General features: G+C 50.3%; 12 protein-coding genes. 4 read left to right on the top strand and 8 right to left on the bottom strand.

The features are described from left to right. Positions 1–3: 3 nt before the first annotated feature. The 6 genes from Q4E93_RS03285 to Q4E93_RS03260 form a co-directional block, all read right to left on the bottom strand. Entirely contained in the window at positions 4–3,363 is a 3,360-nt protein-coding gene (locus tag Q4E93_RS03285; protein WP_303582664.1) for a TonB-dependent receptor, read from the bottom strand. A 203-nt stretch (positions 3,364–3,566) separates the two neighbouring features. Continuing rightward, positions 3,567–4,757 carry a FecR family protein gene (locus tag Q4E93_RS03280; RefSeq protein WP_303582663.1) on the bottom strand — a complete coding sequence of 397 codons (1,191 nt, stop codon included), beginning with the start codon at positions 4,755–4,757 and terminating at the stop codon, positions 3,567–3,569. Between the two features lie 93 nt (positions 4,758–4,850). Continuing rightward, complete coding sequence (locus tag Q4E93_RS03275) at positions 4,851–5,426, bottom strand: RNA polymerase sigma factor (protein ID WP_303582662.1); 576 nt, start codon at positions 5,424–5,426, stop codon at positions 4,851–4,853. A gap of 91 nt (positions 5,427–5,517) precedes the next feature. Next, positions 5,518–6,582 (bottom strand): hypothetical protein, encoded by a 1,065-nt coding sequence (locus Q4E93_RS03270; RefSeq protein WP_303582661.1) that lies wholly within the window; start codon positions 6,580–6,582, stop codon positions 5,518–5,520. 105 nt (positions 6,583–6,687) lie between these two features. Further along, positions 6,688–9,240: a T9SS type B sorting domain-containing protein gene (locus Q4E93_RS03265; protein ID WP_303582660.1), complete on the bottom strand. Its 2,553-nt coding sequence runs from the start codon at positions 9,238–9,240 to the stop codon at positions 6,688–6,690. A gap of 91 nt (positions 9,241–9,331) precedes the next feature. Then, positions 9,332–10,642 (bottom strand): hypothetical protein, encoded by a 1,311-nt coding sequence (locus Q4E93_RS03260; RefSeq protein ID WP_303582659.1) that lies wholly within the window; start codon positions 10,640–10,642, stop codon positions 9,332–9,334. A gap of 260 nt (positions 10,643–10,902) precedes the next feature. Here Q4E93_RS03260 and Q4E93_RS03255 point away from each other — a divergent pair, with 260 nt between their 5' ends. Further along, positions 10,903–11,298, top strand: coding sequence for a DoxX family protein (locus tag Q4E93_RS03255; RefSeq protein ID WP_303582658.1), 396 nt, complete (start codon positions 10,903–10,905; stop codon positions 11,296–11,298). On the opposite strand, the gene Q4E93_RS03250 is transcribed toward Q4E93_RS03255, so the two are convergent. Continuing rightward, positions 11,246–12,184: a DUF1223 domain-containing protein gene (locus Q4E93_RS03250; RefSeq protein WP_303582657.1), complete on the bottom strand. Its 939-nt coding sequence runs from the start codon at positions 12,182–12,184 to the stop codon at positions 11,246–11,248. The genes Q4E93_RS03255 and Q4E93_RS03250 overlap by 53 nt on opposite strands. Before the next feature lie 254 nt (positions 12,185–12,438). Between Q4E93_RS03250 and Q4E93_RS03245 the strand changes: the two genes are divergently transcribed. The 3 genes from Q4E93_RS03245 (at position 12,439) to Q4E93_RS03235 (ending at position 15,303) form a co-directional block, all read left to right on the top strand. Continuing rightward, the gene (locus Q4E93_RS03245; protein WP_303582656.1) at positions 12,439–13,455 is read left to right on the top strand and encodes an alpha/beta fold hydrolase; all 1,017 of its coding nucleotides are present in this window, start codon (positions 12,439–12,441) and stop codon (positions 13,453–13,455) included. 86 nt (positions 13,456–13,541) lie between these two features. Continuing rightward, on the top strand, positions 13,542–14,561 hold the full coding sequence (locus Q4E93_RS03240; RefSeq protein ID WP_303582655.1) for a sensor histidine kinase: 1,020 nt from the start codon (positions 13,542–13,544) through the stop codon (positions 14,559–14,561). Beyond that, a complete protein-coding gene (locus Q4E93_RS03235; RefSeq protein ID WP_303582654.1) occupies positions 14,542–15,303 on the top strand; it encodes a LytR/AlgR family response regulator transcription factor in 762 nt (253 codons plus the stop codon). Before Q4E93_RS03240 ends, Q4E93_RS03235 begins: the two co-directional genes overlap by 20 nt. Here the strand turns inward: Q4E93_RS03235 and Q4E93_RS03230 are convergent. Further along, a complete protein-coding gene (locus Q4E93_RS03230; RefSeq protein ID WP_303582653.1) occupies positions 15,281–17,110 on the bottom strand; it encodes a DUF4091 domain-containing protein in 1,830 nt (609 codons plus the stop codon). The two genes, Q4E93_RS03235 and Q4E93_RS03230, sit on opposite strands and share 23 nt — an antisense overlap. Positions 17,111–17,153 lie beyond the last annotated feature (43 nt).

Genomic DNA, 17,153 nt, shown 5'->3' with positions numbered 1-17,153 from the left:
AAATTAAAATAACCCCATGTTCAGGCCAAAGGAAATCGTTCTGGGGATCGGGTATTGGACTGCATCGACCCCCACCACCAGGCCAGTAATACCGGAAGTCCCCTGGTTGTTCGTTTCGGGGCTTAATCCCTGGTACTTAGTGATCACAAAGGCTTGTTGTGCGCTTACATACGCCCTCAATTTGCTGATGTATCTATTACTGTGAAGGGGGACGTTATATCCTATTGTAATGTTCTTACAGGTGAGATAGGATCCGGGGTGAACACTGTGCGTATTGAATGTGCGATACAATGCGGTGGTGCCGGCCAGGGTTCTGGGTGTTTTTCCGTCGCCGGGATCGCTTTCAGACCTCCAATGATGAAGGTTGCTGGCATATATGTTAAACGCTCCGTCCAGGTTGTTGCCATCCCCTCCCAGCAGTGGATCGGCAATCTGGCCGCCGTATGAGCCGGCAATAACGATATTCATGTCCCAGCGTTTACAGGCAAAGCTGTTGGTCATTCCATAGATGAATTTTGGATTGGGGTTGCCGATGATTGTCCGGTCGTCCGATGTAATCTTACCGTCCTTGGTAAGATCTTTCATTTTCACGCTTCCTACAGTGGAAGTGACATCCTTCGGGCTTGCATTGAAGTCAGCCGTCGTCATATAAACGCCTTCGTTCACGTAGCCATAGAATGCCCCTACCGGCTGACCCACCTTTTGTATATTCGGCCAGGAATACGCATTCAGCGGGAGGATAGGCAAATTCTGCGTGCCCAGCTTCTGGATCAGGTTGCGGTTGAAAGTGATGTTAAAGCTGGTGTTCCATTTAAAAGCGCCTGTCATATTTGCCGTGCTCAGGGTGAACTCATGTCCCCAGAACTTGAAGGTTCCTATATTGCTGTTAACGGAGCCAAAGCCAGAGGAGGCCGGGAGATTGATACCATATAATAAGCCATCAGTGATCTTGTTGTAATAATCATAGGTCAGGGATATGCGATTGTTAAAGAGCCCGATATCGAACCCGATGTCGAGTTGTTTGTTCTTTTCCCAGGTCAGGTCGGCATTGCCCAGCTGGGAAACCGTTCTGCCGCTGACCAGGGCTCCATTCAACACGTAGGTCGTATTTCCGATGAGGGATGCTGCCGGATAATTTACTGAGTTGAAATTGTTATTTCCCGTCAATCCATAGCTCCCGCGTATTTTCAGGAAACTGATGGAAGGTAGCATCCGTTGGATAAAGGGCTCTTTGCTGGCTACCCAGCCGGCGGATACCGTGGGAAATACGCCATATTGTTTGTTGGATCCGAATTTTGAAGAGCCGTCGCTGCGTATCGAAGTCTCGAAAAGGTATTTCTCCTTGTAATTATAATCAAGGCGGCCAAAGGAAGAAAGGAGCGCCCACTGTGTCAGGGCGCTGGTCCCTGTAGTGGTAGTGGCTGCGCTCACATACGGAATGGAGGCATCGGAATAAGTAACACCATTCGACCTGTTGGTATATTCGGAGAGCTTTTGTGCCGAATAACCGGCGAGGGCTTCCAGGTGGTGATCCCGGGCAATGGTCTTTTTATACGTGAGGACATTTTCATTTACCCATGATATATAATTGTCAGTGTTATAATATCCGGAGATAGCGCTGACGGGACGGGGAGGCGGAGCATTGAATCCAGCAGCCGCGATCTGGTTGGTGAAGGCATTGGTGGCTGCCTGCGCCATGTCGATGTTAAAGCTTGTTTTAAAGGTCAGTCCCTTTATGAGGTCCACCTGCAGATAGCTGTTTCCCAGCATACGGCCCGTTCTCACCTTGTTGTTCTGGTTCTCCGCGATAAGCCTGTAGTTAGGCAAAGCCAGCAGGAAAAAGCCGGAAGCCTGGTTAACGGGTGTTCCATCGGAATTGTAGGGCTTGGTGATAGGAGATGACAGCAATGCCCCCATGACTATTTGCCGGGAGCCATCCGTTGGGCTTCCAATGCTGTTGTTGTCGAGGGTATAGGAAGGGGCGAGGTTAAATCCGAGCTTCAGACCATCCACCGGTCGGAACTCGGTGTTGGCCCGGATGGAATATCGTTCATATCCTGTATTGATCACGATGCCCTGCTGCTTGAAATAACCGGCTACTATGCTGGTGGAAGATCTCTCCCGATAGTCGGAAATGGATATGTTATGGCTTTGCGTGGGCGCCGAACGGGTTACCTGTCCAAGCCAATCCGTCCCTTTCCCATATTGATCCGGATTAGCGTATTCGGCAGGCACGGTGGCAGTGCCTGTTTGAGGATTGATATATCCTTCATATTTAATCTTATCCTGAAAAAACTGGTTCATGAAGGTGGCAAGCTGATGGGCATTCATCATGGGAGGAACATGGCTTCGGTCCAGGGATGCCTGCGCATAATAACCATCATAACTTATCTGGGTCTTTCCGGCCCTGGCCTGTTTGGTAGTGATGAGTATGACGCCACTGGCGGCGCGGGAGCCATACAGCGCGGAGGCAGAGGCGTCCTTTAATATCGTGAAGCTTTCAATTTCGTTGGGGTTGATATAGTTGATGGGGTTTTGGTTGCCGATGGGAGATAAGGGCTGACCGTCTATCACCACCAATGGATAGTTCCCTGCATTGATGGAAACAGCGCCCCGGATCTGGATCTCCATGCCCTGACCCGGTTTACCCGTATTGATATTGGCCTGCACGCCCGCGAACTGGCCTTGTAATTGTTGCGCAAACTGACCTACCGGCTGATCCTTCACCTTGCTGGCACTCAGCTGCGAGATGGCGCCGGTGACGTTCGCCCGACTCTGTACGCCGTAGCTTACGATCACTACCTCGGAAAGGGCATTGTTTTTCACTGCCAGGCGAATCGAAATATTGGATTGATCATTGATCTTAACCTCTTTTGACTCGTATCCCACATAACTAAATATCAAGGTGCCACTCCTGCCGGGAACCGAGATCGCATATTCTCCATTGCCATCGGTGACGGAATTGACCTGCCCTCCCTTGAAACTAACGGTTACGCCCTGCAATGGCGTGCCATTAAGATCGGTGACCCTTCCTTTGATGATAATATCCTGCACGATCACCGGTGTAACCGGATCGTATTCTATGACAATGGATCTTTCCACAATGTGGAACTTCAGGGGCTTGTCCTTAAAACAAAGGCTCAATACGTCGCCGATGGCAGCATTTTTTACGTGTATGGTGACATTTTGGATATCTTTTAAAATGTCATGGTCAAAAATAAAATCATACCCTGTCTGTTTATGAATGTCATTCAACACCTTTCTCAGGGAGACATTATTCTCGCGCAGGCTGATCTGCTGGGCGTAAGTAGCCGCCCGGACCTGTAAAAGGCTTACCATTAATAGCAAAAACGTCAGTTTCATACTTAACCGGAATTGTTGGGTAATAAGACGCTTCTCTTTGTCACGACAAAGCTTAAAAAAAATCATAACTTTGATTTGTTAGGTTAATGACATTGTTAGATTCCAAGTGTAACATTAATTAACTCTGACCTTTCCAGGGGCGTGCCAGCGCTCCTGGTTTTTTTGAATCAATAGGAAAGGGAATAATACAGGAAAGGTGGGTTCTAAGGCATTACGACAATTTTTCTTTCGTCAAAAACAAAGTGGACGCTTTTGGTCAGCTCCATCAATTTCAGGACTTCGGAAATATTTCTATTCCGGGAGATGGAACCATCAAAGCTTTTGTTCTTCATGGATCTTGAATAGACCACCTCGATGTCATACCATCGGGCAAGCTTGCGCATAATGCTATGTATGTCTTCATTTACGAAGAGGAACTGTCCTTCTTTCCACGCTATTGCCTCTTCGCCTTCTGCCGCCATCACTTTAATTTTTTCATGATCCGACCAATCCGCCTGCTGCCCCGGAGTCAGCACTTTCTCATTGGCAGGGTTGGCGCGGTCCACCACTTTTACGGAACCTTCGAGCAAGGTAGTGGAGATCCTGTCTTCATCACCATAAGCCATGATATTGAAATGCGTACCCAGCACTTTGACATCCATTTTGCCATTTACGTTCACCACGAACGGTAATACTCGATTTTTAGCGACTTCAAAATAGGCTTCACCCGTCAGTCTCACCTGACGTTGGTCACCGGTGAACTCGATGGGGTATTCCAGGGAAGAGGCGGCGTTCAGCCATACATTGGTTCCATCAGGCAGCATGACCTTATACTGGCCTCCTACAGGGACGACGATCTTGTTAAGAGAAATTGAGCTTTCTGCGGGGACGGCGGAGGCATTCCTGCTGTAAACGATCTGTCCGTCATCCTTTTTGATCACCTCGTGGCCGCCCTGCCGGGCAAGCACACCTATTTTTGCCTGGTTCAAGGCCAGTTTTTGCCCGTCAGACAAGATCAGGTAGGCATTATTACCGCCGGGGCTGAAATCTTTGTTCGGCGCTGGCGCCTTAGCAACGACGGGCTCAGTATGACGAGGTCTTATTAAAAAAATCAGGCCAATCCCAACGAGCAGGATGACGCAGGCCGCTGTCAGGATCCTTCTTAATGGCAGCAGCCGTAACCGTCGGGCGACGCGTATTTCGGGTACGGGGGACCCTTCGGGCTGCCGGATAGCCAGCTCGATCTTCTCAAACAATTTATCTTCCAGTGAATGGATGGCTTCCAGTTCGTGGCTATCCCATTCCTGGTGGTCCTGGTAGCTTTCGTAAATACGCAGCAGGAGCGCTTCTTCTTCCGGGGAAGCTGTCCCTGCCAGGTATTTATCCAAAAGCTGTATAAATTCTCTTTTATTCACGATGCCACGTTTTAATACAGGAGTAAAAAATGAAGGGGATGTCCCATATGTCCGCCGGAAATTTGCAAACACTGAATGAACCAGCCGATGATCTTATTTGATCAGTATGATCAAAAGAATGATGATCGCCTGATCAATGCCTTCCCTTACATGATGCAGGGCGTGCGTCAGATGGTTCCGAACGGTGTTGGTAGATATCTTCAGCTTCCCGGCGATTTCTTTATGGGACAACTGTTCGTTGCGGCTGAGGATATAAACGTTCCTGCATTTGGGTGACAGCGTATCTACCACCGTGTTTATTTGAGATTGCAGCTCCTTGAATTCCAAAGCCCCGTACCCGGAATAACCGGCCAGAGCGCCCACCATTTCATCGACAATAGGTTCATATCTTTTGTTCTCCCGGAGCTTTCGGTATACTTCGTATCGTGTTGCCGCGGAAAGATAGGCTTGTAAGGAAGAGGTGATATTGAGGTCTTTTCTGCTGTTCCAGATCCGTATGAACAGCTCCTGTATAATGTCTTCGCAAGCTCCTTTATCCTTTAAAATATTGTAGGCCGAAATGTACAATGCTTTCCAGTGTAATTTGTATAACATTCCCATGGCGCCTGCGTCGTCATTCTTCAGGTTCCGAATTATTTCGGCGTCAAGGCTGCTTTCTCCGGCTTTCATATTCGAGACTTAACTACTTATTCTCTAAGATCGTGACATTTTCTTTGTTTTCCAAGCCCTTCGGGTGGCCGGTGATAATCAGCCGAGTTACTCAATAATAATAGGGGTCCCAGGTCTTCGCTTTGTAGAAAGCGGCCGAGCTTACGTTACGGGTGGCAACCTGCGCACCTGTAGATAAATCAAAAAAAGTGATGGTCCTGGTACACCAGCCATTGAGCGTACATCCGGCGTTGTCCATAATGGTCTCCACTATCTGGCCCTGGCCGGGCTGGTCGCTCAGGCCTTTGACAAAGGTGTTATAAGCGGCTCCCGGCAGGGGAGAGAATAATCCGGAGGATTTATTGAATATGTAAGTGCCGCCATTGGTCGACACCCACATTAGATTGCTATCGCTGGTATAGGCGGACAGGTCATGTCCCCATGGGGTGAATAATGAATAGGTGGCGACCAGGCTGAGCGTCGGGTTTGTCAGAGAAGGGCCTACGGTATATTTTCTCAGGGTATTGCCCAGCGCCCAGAGACAGTTGTGGCTTGCGTCCCATAAGACGGCATGCGCTGAGGGTAACGGATAGATGCTGCTCACCGTATGGTTGGGAGGAGGTTGAGATGAAGAAAATATCCGGATATAACCTTTTGATCCTGTGTCGGCATTGGCCACTATGCAATTGCCGGAGGGAAGGAGCTCTACTCCATGTAGCTGGACGCCGGATGGAAAACCGCAAGCCCATAGGTGTACCCCGCCGGGATAGGACGCGATGGTAGCGAGGCGGCCGGACGAGGCTATAATTACCTGCGAGCCTCCGAATACGGTGTTATTGCGCACTTTTACATCCGTCGGGTCGCTCCACAAAGGTATTTCGGTAGACGCGTTATAGCCCAATGCCGTGGTAGGCATCCAGGACCACTTGACATTGGAGGTCGTCCATGGATTATCGGCGGGGTCCCAGACATCCACTTTATGGTCAGCATCGTTGGTGGTGCTGACCCAGCAGCAGGTCGCGGCGCGGGGGGACGTCGTCGTTGCTGTTAGCGCCGGTTTTGCCTGTGCAGGAACCTTCTCGTTCTTTGAGCAGCCTGTGAGGCAAAAGACCACGGAAATACAGATGTACAGTTCCCTTGCCAGCGACTGGTGGGGACTGGATTGCGTTTTTTTCATGATGGCGGTAAGAGTTGGTTATTATGTAGAGTAAAAAAAGGGGGGGATGTCCCAGCAGGGATCCGTTATTTTTTTTGCAGGGAATGTTTTTTCTGGTCGCCCGGCTCACCGTACCAGCAAAAGCGTACCCTTTTGCACTATTTCCTTTCCATGCTGACTATGCAATTGGTATTGGGCATACCAGACAAAGGTGCCGGCTGGCTGCGGATGGCCGTTGAACATCCCATCCCATCCTTTGTTAGGATCCGAGGTCTGGAATACTCTTACACCCCAGCGGTCGTAAATGGCCATGTAGAATTTATCAAGCACAGTATAGACAATGGCCCTGTAGACATCGTTATTTCCGTCATTATTGGGGGTAAAGGCCCCCGGGAAGAAAATGCCAATGGGACATGCTTTGCCAATGACCGAAATTGTGTCCTTTGCAGTACAGCCTGCTGCATTCGTCACCTGCAGCCAGTATTGGCCGGGTGCGGCTATTGTAATAGCGGGTCCGGCCGAGCTATCGGACCATAGGTAGGAGCGGTAAATGCCGATGGCATTCAACTGCAGGGGCAGTTGTCCCTGGGAGCATATTTCAGCAGCCGGCTCCAGGAAATCTTTTGGATTTTCGTTGATACGCAGGATGCGGGCGGAGTCAGAAGTGGAACAACCATTCTGGTCGGTGACGCTCACCCAATAGATGCCAGGCAGACTGGTGTAAAGGACGGAATCGGAAGAGCCATCCTGCCAGAGGTAGTTGCTGAAGCCGCTACCTGCATTAAATATATACACGCTGTCGCGGCAAATAGATGTGTCGGGTCCGATATTAACGGATGGCTTGGGATACACTCCGATGGCGATGGTATCTCTCGATAAGCACAGGCCGATGGGATTGACGGCGGCGACCCAATAGTTCCCCTGGGTTTTGACCACGATCTGCTGCGAAATGTCGCCGGTGCTCCAGGCGTAAGATTGAAAACCGCTGCCGGCGTCCAGCACGATGCTATCTCCCGGGCAGATGCTGGCGGGGTTACCCAGGTCTATCGGGGTCGTAGTGAAGATCTGGACGATTATACTATCTTCCACTATCGCACAAGGATTGATGATCTTTCCGTATAACTTCACGGAGCCTGGTTGCTTAAATTGCAGTTGGATGGTCGAATCTGTCTGGGCAATAATATTGGCGTAGGTGTTGTCCACCGTCCATTGCACTGGTGAAACGCAGCCTGGGTCCCGGGTGGCCTTATAGGATATCGTATCACTGAAATTGCAAATGCTGTCTGAGCCGTTGAGCTTAAGGTCAACACATACGTTCACCGTTTGACAAAGCAAAGAATCTTTTGTCGCCGGGGTCGTTACAACGGGGTTGATGGTCAGACTGGGATCGAAGACGATGTCATATTGACCTGGCCAGCTATACAACAGGTCTGTCACCACTGGATTCCGGTTGGCCCCTGTAACAGCAACGTTGGTGCAACCGCCGGTTTGACCTGTCGCATCTGTTTTGATCAGTAAGAAATCAACATTACCGGTCTGATTGGTAGTAGCCAATCCCGCATAACCTCCATCGGGGGTTGGCATGATCCCTCCCATTATTTGTTGTCCCGGCTGCGGATATCTTCTCGACCATTCAATGGTTCCATCTTTTGCCACTTTTGTAAAATAGATATCCGCATTGGGGTCTGTTATCAATTCATCATTTTCGATAATGTAGCCGCCGTCGGATGTCGGGCGAAAGTAACCGTTCATCGTGTTCGGGGTCGTTCTCAACTCCTGGACGTAGATGATATTTCCATTAAAGTCGGTTTTCATTACGTTTTCATATGGATTGCTCAATCCAAACCCATCTGAATTGACGCCGCCGATGATGTATCCATCAGGTTGTAAGTAAATATTGCCCATCCGGTTCGTACGGTTGTCAAAATCCCAGCTCTTCAGCCAGGAGATTGTTCCGGTGGTCTCTTCGATCTTCATCAGGACCCCGTCGTAGCCTGTGAAGCTTTGGTAAAATGCCGTTACCACGAGCGAATCCTTGTCTTCGAGAATGCCGACGGATTCGTCGCTGCCTCCGGACTCGAATCCTTTTGCCCATAGCAGGTTCCCTGTAGCATCTGTACGAACCACCATGGCATCGACAACTCCCGGGGTATACTTATGATCACCGCAGAAAGCATAGCCTCCGTCGGCCGTTTGTATGAGGTCGAATAACCGATCGCCATTGGGGTTGCCATCCCCATATTTCTTTGACCATAACATATTACCGGCGGCGTCTATTTTGACGAGCCAGGCATCTCCGGCCGGATCTCCATAGGAAGTGGTATAACCGCCCAGGATATAGCCGCCATCGGATGTTTGTTTTCCCGTTCCGAATTCGTCATCACCGGGCCCACCGTAGGTCCTGGACCATTGGATAACCCCGAGGTTATCAAACTTTACTACATATCCGTCATAGCCTCCGTTGCCGAAACTATTCGTATAACCGTACATGAGGTACCCGCCATCGCTGGTGATCATAATATTAGCTGCATAATCATCAGAAAGGCCTCCATAGATCTTTTCAGCATTGGTCGTCGTACAGGGACCGGCCAGGGGGACATTCCGGCGCGGGGGGCGCTGGCCAAAAATAATGAACGGGAAAATAACAAGCAGGAAAAGGAGCAGTATTTTTACAGGCATAGGTTTAAACGGTTAACGGCAGGCTTCTCGTAATTCCGTTAAATATAAAAAAAAACGGGGATATTTCCCCGCTCGCGGATAGGCGAAATATTCAATGACTGTATTTTTGTATGAATGCCTTCAGTATTAACTCCAACTTCTCTCTCCAAACAGTGTCCGCCATTTCCAACGGCTTAGCTACCTGGGTCTTAGGTTGATTTGCCAGCGTCTTTTCCAGATCAGGCGAAAGGATCTCGCCGATCTGCATACTTGTATTATGTTCTGTCCCATGTTTGAGCCGCATCCCTTCTTTCGTGTCCGCTTTTTGGTTGTCTATGTCCATGATATTCATATATTCCTCAATGGACATGAAAATATTTTGCATGATCTTAAGCGCATCTGTTGTTTTCGGGCCGTCGACGATCCCCTTCCCGTCCTTGATCTTATACCAATCCGTCACATTCCTTGCCCAGGCAAACCGGAGGTTGGTCATTAATGCACGATCGGGGAGGCCTTCCGACAGGATCTTTGATAGCTGTTGCGCCAGGATGACCGCACTCTGTAGCTGAGGTTTAAAGCTCTTTTTTTGGCCTTCGACGGATTCCTCCGTAGTGAGTAGTCCAGCACCTATATGCCCAAATTCGTGCATGACGACTTCCTCCAGGGGAAGGGTCACTGGAGTAGGAACAACTTTTTTTCCCCCTAAACCCTTCAATTTTAGCCCGCTTACCATACCATCGTATAGTTTCCCTGAAAAAGGATCGTCCGTGTCGCTGCTGATGGTCTCGCAAAATTCCCTGGTGAACTGGCCCTTACGTGCTATCATCGTCTTCAACAAATGTTGATACACCATAACTACGATCTCACGTACGCGTTCGGGATTGTCCGCACACCAATCCGCCATGGGTTTGAACATCGTGATAAAGTCATCTACTCCTTTGAATTGGGTTGTATCTTTACTGGCATCTTTGTCCGCCTTGCCTCCGCTTAGTGCTGTGAAGATTATCGCCTTCACCTGCTCTGCATGTTCAATAAGTGTCTCTGGCGTGAATATCAGTTCATCCGATGCTTCGGCGGACACTGCTTTCAATGACCACCGGTCAATGCCGGTGCCTTTCTTTACATCACCTGTTAACTCCACCAGACCGAATGCCATAAAAGGCAGATCCTTTTCCCGTGCAGTTGTAGCCTCTCCCCCCACTTTATCATCCGAATGTTTATGCTCAGCTATTACGCCCCCTGCTTTGTCGATCTTGTCGTCTTTGAAAACACTGTCCCATACTTTGTTTCCTGCTATATCGATTCTTTTTTCGGGATCGTCGTCTTTGAACTCAGCCGGAAGTTTATTATTGATCCGGTTGAACCCTTTGGCTTGCATAACCAAAGCAGCGGGAGTCTCTGCATTTCCTTGCTTCGGAATCATGCGCTGGACATTGTTAGCCACTGCCCTGCTGTTTGTTTCGGTATTTGGTTGACGTTGTTTTTGCATTTCCGGCTATCTATCCCAATTTACGGAACTTTCAGCGCAGTTATACGCTCCTAATGGGATACTCCTATCATGTCCATTAGCAACTGATCCTTGTCTAACCCACGGCCTAGTTTGCCGGCTTCACGTCTTTTCCAGATTGGTCCTGGTGGGATATGAGGCAACTTTGTCTCATTAAATCACTTAAGATCAAGATCATGAACAGGAAAATAACAAAAGCCATCTACTGGACAGGAACAGGCCTCATTTCATTATGGTTCGGGGCAAGCGGATTCTTTGAGCTCACCGGGAACCCTATCGTGTGGGGCATCACCCGGCAACTGGGGTATCCGCCGCATTTCATCTACATTCTCGGTGTCGCCAAGCTTTCGGGTGTGGCCGTGCTTTTAACGCCCAACAGACTACTGCGGCTAAAGGAGTGGGTGATCGCCGGGATCTTCTTTGATATCATTTTTGCTTTCTTCTCCAAGATCAGTGTGCTGGGTTTTTCGGCCACCATCGACGCGATCATCGCATTTTCGATCATCTCTGTAACTTATATCATGTATCGTAAGCTCTATCCGGCCAGCTATCAGCCTGCGGTTGTCGCCTGATCATCCACTCATAAGGAAAAAGCCGTCTCATTTTTGAGACGGCTTTTTTTAGCACTATGCCTGTTGTGGTGTCATTCAGGGAAAGCCGGGCGGCAGCTTTTATCACTCCCGATCCGGGGTCCTGTATCATTCCAATTACTTCCCAATCCTGGGAATTGAACTCCCTGGGAACATCGATCTTTACTGCGCCTTTATTCTTGGTAAGTTCGAATGTGTGCAGATCGCGAACGATCTGGGTATGGGACAGGGTCCGTCCGGCGTTCTCGCCCCGCTCGACCTTGTTGATGGCGTGTTTTTGCACGACGGCGATGACGAGCTGGCCAGTGATGGGGTGGCCGGGGTTATCACCGGCAACCTGGTATTGCAGGTTGATCATGCCGGGCTGCTGTTGGCCATGGAGCTCCAGCGCTGCGGCAGCAGCATTGCCCAGTGATCCCTCCACAACGCGTCTGACCGCGGGGGCATCCGAGCCGACGAGTTCCGAGCGGCCGTTGACCACTAACTGAGGAGTGTAGACCTGGCTGGCAAGCCAGTTATGATACTGATACTGTCTTTGGGAGAAAGCCGGACTGCTGAATTTATCCATCCAGCCGAGGCGATTCCAATAGTCCACATGGTAGGCAAGCACATAAATGGGTTTATCGCCGGCTTCTTCCTGCACATGCGCCAGGAGATCGTCTGCTGCGGGGCAGCTGGAACATCCCTCCGAGGTAAATAGCTCCAGCACGGCAAATCCTTTTCCAGCGGAACTTTTCGGGGAGTCCTTTGGCTGATCGTGCTTCAACTTTGGCTCTTTTCCACGGGTGTTGCAACGAGCCACCATAAACAGGGTAGAAAAAACAAGTGCAAAAATGATACCTAACGAGGTCCTTCTAACGGATGTCATATGTGTAAGATTTGATGTACCTCAAAGGTATTCGGGCCAGGAGCCGGCCAGAGGGAGCAAACCGCCGAGACAGACAAGATCGACTGCCAACAGGGAATCGGGGCCTGTGAAGGTTCATCTTTTAAGGGGAATAGGCTATTGTCTGCTTCACGGACTGTTTTGTCCGGCTCAAGGGTTCCGAAACGCTCCATCTGGCGGAGGGCGATTAATTTTGAGGAGCAATTGAGCTATTAAAACAACATAATGAAATAACCATGGAAAGGAATACAAATTTTATTGTCCGCCACTATTTAAGCGCTGCCGCTCTCACCGCCTCTGTTATGATGTTTGCGGGAACAGCGTTGAAGGCCCAGGATGTCCGGGCTGACTTTGACCATGTAAAGCAGATCAAAGCCGGTGTCCTTAATGTAGGATATGCCGAGGTTGGCCCGGTGAATGGCGAGCCAGTCATCCTCCTCCACGGCTGGCCTTACGATATCCATAGTTATACTGAAGTGTCGGCCATACTGGCGGGGAAGGGTTACAGGGTCATTGTCCCTTATCTACGGGGTTATGGGACCACCGTTTTCCTGTCGCCGGAGACGCCCAGGAACGGTCAGCAATCCGCGCTGGCTGCGGATATCGTCGCCCTTATGGACGCCCTGAAGATCAAACAGGCTATCATCGGCGGATTCGACTGGGGGGCACGCACTGCGGACATCATCGCCGCCCTGTGGCCGGACAGATGCAAGGCCCTGGTTTCCGTCAGCGGCTACCTCATTGGAAGTCAACAGGCGAATAAAGCGCCACTTGCGCCGAAGGCCGAATTATCCTGGTGGTATCAGTTCTATTTTGCCACCGAGCGCGGTCAGGCAGGGTACGACGCCAATCGCCGGGAGTTCAATAAGCTTATCTGGCAGACGGCTTCCCCTGATTGGCATTTCGATGAAGTGACTTTTGAGCAATCGGCGAAGTCATTTGATAACCCCGATCACGTGGCCATCGTCATCCACAATTACCGGTGGCGGCTGGGACTTGCCGACGGAGAACGCTCTTACGATGAGATTGAAAAAAAGCTGGCGGCTGGCCCTGTTATCACCGTACCCACGGTTACACTCGAAGGTGATGCCAATGGCGCTCCTCATCCCGCCCCTTCGGCATATGCGGCAAAATTCAAAGGTCCCTATGTACACCATACCATCTCCGGCGGCATCGGGCACAACCTGCCGCAGGAGGCGCCGCAGGCTTTTGCGGATGCCATCATCGAAGCAAGGGGCATGATCAAATTATAAAGATGTAAAAAGATGAATATGCAAAATGTGCTAAAGATAATTTCCTAATTTAGTCATTTGATCATAAGCACCCGGCTCTATCATTCATGAGAACAACAACTTTCAGGATCTCCCGGACCGCCATTTGGGTCAGCTCCATCTTCCTGGGATTATTATCTTCTGTGCCGCAATTAGCGGCACATGATTTTAGTGCCGCCGAGGCAGCAGTAAATGCAGGGATTACCGCTGCATTCGCCCTGGTGATGTGGTATTTCAACATCTTCATGTTGTCCCGAAAGCCTGCCAAAGCGCGGAAGCAGACCCTCTCCTATTCCAATCTCTTAGGTACGCTGGCGTTCGGGCTTCTGGTGATGCTGGGGCTCGCCTGGATACAGCAATTAATCCTATCTCATATCAATTTCGGGTCGACCATGCTGATGGTGGAGGTCCGGGGGATCCTGATCAACCTGGTATTTTACATGTTCCTTCACCTGCTGCAGCAAAACTATGAGAATCAACATGTGAATATGGAACTGGAAAGGATCAGGCATGACAATCTCGGCGCTCAGTACGAACTGCTGAAACAGCAGGTCAATCCGCACTTTCTGTTCAACAGCCTGAATACTTTAAAGGCGATGGTCGAATCGGGCGACGAAGAGGCGGTGGATTTCATCCTCAAGCTATCCAATTTTTACCGGCACACACTGGAAAGCCGTAAACACGACCTTATCCATGTCCATGAAGAAATGGAGATCCTGCATGCTTATTTATTTTTACAAAAAGCCCGTTTTGACGATGGCATTTCGTTTTCGAGCGTACTAAGCGAGAGAACCCTGCAAACCCTGATCCCTCCTTTCACCCTGCAGCTGCTGGTGGAGAACTGCATCAAACACAATATTGTCTCACTTGAACATCCGCTGCGCATACGGATCTATGAAGATAAGGAGGAGATAGTTGTTGAGAACCCCATTCACCTGAAGAAAGGCGAAAACAATTCGCTCGGCGTGGGGCTCAAAAACATCGCGCATCGATACGGTCATTTACTAGACAAGCAAGTGACCATTGTCAACGACGACAAGGATTTTAAGGTAAAACTTCCCCTCATTTATGAAAATCATCATCATTGAAGACGAGATAAAGACGGCTAAATCGCTGGAGAATATCATTTTGGGCCTCAGGCCCGAGGCGAAGATCATCGGCAAATATCAAAGTGTGGCAGGCTCCGCAGAGGCCCTGTCGACGGGTAGCCAGCCGGACCTTATCTTTATGGATATCCAGCTTGCCGACGGGCTTTGCTTTGAGATCTTCAAATCCGTCAAGATCACCAGCCCTGTCGTCTTCTGCACAGCATTTGACGAATATTCGCTGGAAGCATTTAAGAACAATGGCGTGGATTATGTCTTGAAGCCGTTTTCAAAAGACGACATCAGGGAAGCCCTCGCAAAGGTGGATGAGCTAAAAAACTTTTTTCAGCAGAAATCCGTGCCGAACCTGGATGAGCTCCTGCTGAAACTCAATGCTCCTGCCGCCAAAACGAGCTTCCTGGTCTTCAGGAACCAAAAATACAGCACGGTGCAGGTGGAGGATATTGCATTCTTTTACATCAGATATGACGATACAGTAATTGTGTGCTTCGACAAGGAGAGCTATAGTGTGGGTAAGTCATTGGACCAGATAGCCAGTATCGTTTTGCCCAGGCAGTTCTTCCGGGTCAACAGGCAGTACCTGGTGAATTTCAAGGCCATCAAAGAGGTAGAGCCTTATTTCATGCGGAAGCTGTATGTGAAACTGGTCATAGATACGCCTGAGAAGTTGCTGATCAACAAAGAGAAGGCGCATGCCTTCCTTAGTTGGATGGAAGAAAGGTGATCGCCAGTTTCCTGCTCAATGCATCGATCAGCGCCTTTCCCTTATCGACATCGGCGGTGATCTTTTCTTCGTTGAAATCGCGCTCCCGGGTGAAAACTTTCAGGTGATCCTCCAACGCTTTCCACCATTGTCCCGCTTCCCCGGAGCGACCTGCCGCCAGGCCCTTCAGTATCCGGATCTTCTCATAATCCGCTATCCCTTCCCTCAGCTTCTCAAACCGGATGCAGCTGTTTGCTCCCGGATACACTAAAAAACAATCTCCCGCGGGCCAGCTGCCGAAGCGTGCATCCCTCACCGGGTCTTCGGGCCATGCCTCATAAGCCCAACGCAGGAACCCATTGTATCCGGCGGCCGCGGCATACCAGCTGATCCACCTGCCTTCCACCGGTGGCGAGAAAACGAAATTGTTTGGCCTGGCGGGATTGCAGCATACGTAATAGGTAGTGGTGGCGCCCCTTGCGGCGCGGGCCTTTACTTCTTCAGCACCGGACTCATTTCCGTACAGGAAGCAATAATCATCCAACAGGCCATCCAGCTCTTTATGCCAGTTACCTGCATAGGTGATCCGCCACCCTTTCCAATGTGCTTTGATCACCTTTATGGCAGCCAGGGTCTGGCTCATCTCACTTTCGTTGATGCCGATGTAGGCTCTGGACAACCAGCCCTTTTTTTCCAGGTGCGCCTTCAGCGCCGTAAGGAAGTCATTCCAGCGTGCAGTATAAATGTCCGAACCCGGAGCCCAGGTGGCATTTACAGCATTGCCGGTGGATTCATCCATATAGCGGAAACGGTCTCCCCAGGAAACAGGCGTGTACAAGGTAATGGCTTTGTCGACGCCCGCCTGCATGGCAAGGGATACGTATGTATCGAAAATGGTAAAGTCATACCGCCATTTGCCCTCCTTCCCTTTTATCCAGTCGATCATGCCGCCTTCGATCATATAGGAATTGTCGGCCCAGGGAGAATGCACGGCGTAGGTGGTGATGTATTTGCCGCCCGCGTCCGCATACAATTGCAGATGCTTCTTCAATAGGGCTTTATGCTCCTCTGACCACGGCTGCAGGTGGTTGCGCCAGGCGATGACCCAGGGGTTCTGCCACAGGTCCAGCCTGTACCGCCATTCACGTGGCGGCGGCAACACTTCAGGCTGGACTTCTATGCTTACCTGCAATTCTTTAGTGGCGTTGGTAGTGCTCACCCGAAAGACGCCTTTGTAGGTGCCGGGGCCTACTTCCCTGGGGACATTCACCGACAACCACACTGGCCGCACGGTCCGGCCGGGCAGCTGAAAACGTTCCAGCGGCTGGAACCTGTCAGGCATCAGATACCCGTTCTTGTAGGGGGAGGGGCCGCAGACGGCGTCATTTGCCCCGTAGGGGTAGTTGGATAAGACGTAACGGACAAGGTTCAATGTAATATGCTTACGGCTGATGGTCTTTCCATCTGCACTCTTCAGGTCAGCCGTGATAACCCGCACCTGTTCAAGGGTGTCCCGTGACCACACCAGCACCTCGGCATTCAGTCTTTCGCCTCTCCAGCCTGTAGTCTTCCATGTATCGGCCTCTTTCAATTCCGGCGCCTCTGTCCTGAACCAGGCCCGGTCCGTGGGCACAAAAGAGACATGCAATCCGCCTGGTTGTCCGGCCCATGCCTGCGGGCTAACCGGCGCGTCTAAAGCATATTCGGGCATGTAATGGGCATATTGTCCGGGCAGCAAGGCGGAATCCACCTCTCCCGGCCTTCGTTGTCCAAAAGTCGCCGCATGGAAAAATAAGAACAAAGTCGTTGCAATTTTTCTTACACGCATATGATCATGACTTTAAACCTGTCAATATATGAATTTTGCTGCA

Source organism: Flavitalea plasmicola, assembly GCF_030546645.1.
Lineage (GTDB): Bacteria > Bacteroidota > Bacteroidia > Chitinophagales > Chitinophagaceae > Puia.
The sequence above is the reverse complement of the archived record's forward strand: the minus strand, read 5'-3'. Positions and strand labels throughout refer to the sequence as shown.

Bases quoted from the DNA above. Each gene is read 5' to 3' on its own strand.
- Q4E93_RS03285 (WP_303582664.1), bottom strand. From the start codon at position 3,363: ATGAAACTGACGTTTTTGCTATTAATGGTAAGCCTTTTACAGGTCCGG.
- Q4E93_RS03275 (WP_303582662.1), bottom strand. From the start codon at position 5,426: ATGAAAGCCGGAGAAAGCAGCCTTGACGCCGAAATAATTCGGAACCTG.
- Q4E93_RS03270 (WP_303582661.1), bottom strand. From the start codon at position 6,582: ATGAAAAAAACGCAATCCAGTCCCCACCAGTCGCTGGCAAGGGAACTG.
- Q4E93_RS03265 (WP_303582660.1), bottom strand. From the start codon at position 9,240: ATGCCTGTAAAAATACTGCTCCTTTTCCTGCTTGTTATTTTCCCGTTC.
- Q4E93_RS03260 (WP_303582659.1), bottom strand. From the start codon at position 10,642: ATGATTCCGAAGCAAGGAAATGCAGAGACTCCCGCTGCTTTGGTTATG.
- Q4E93_RS03255 (WP_303582658.1), top strand. From the start codon at position 10,903: ATGAACAGGAAAATAACAAAAGCCATCTACTGGACAGGAACAGGCCTC.
- Q4E93_RS03250 (WP_303582657.1), bottom strand. From the start codon at position 12,184: ATGACATCCGTTAGAAGGACCTCGTTAGGTATCATTTTTGCACTTGTT.
- Q4E93_RS03245 (WP_303582656.1), top strand. From the start codon at position 12,439: ATGGAAAGGAATACAAATTTTATTGTCCGCCACTATTTAAGCGCTGCC.
- Q4E93_RS03240 (WP_303582655.1), top strand. From the start codon at position 13,542: ATGAGAACAACAACTTTCAGGATCTCCCGGACCGCCATTTGGGTCAGC.
- Q4E93_RS03235 (WP_303582654.1), top strand. From the start codon at position 14,542: ATGAAAATCATCATCATTGAAGACGAGATAAAGACGGCTAAATCGCTG.
- Q4E93_RS03230 (WP_303582653.1), bottom strand. From the start codon at position 17,110: ATGCGTGTAAGAAAAATTGCAACGACTTTGTTCTTATTTTTCCATGCG.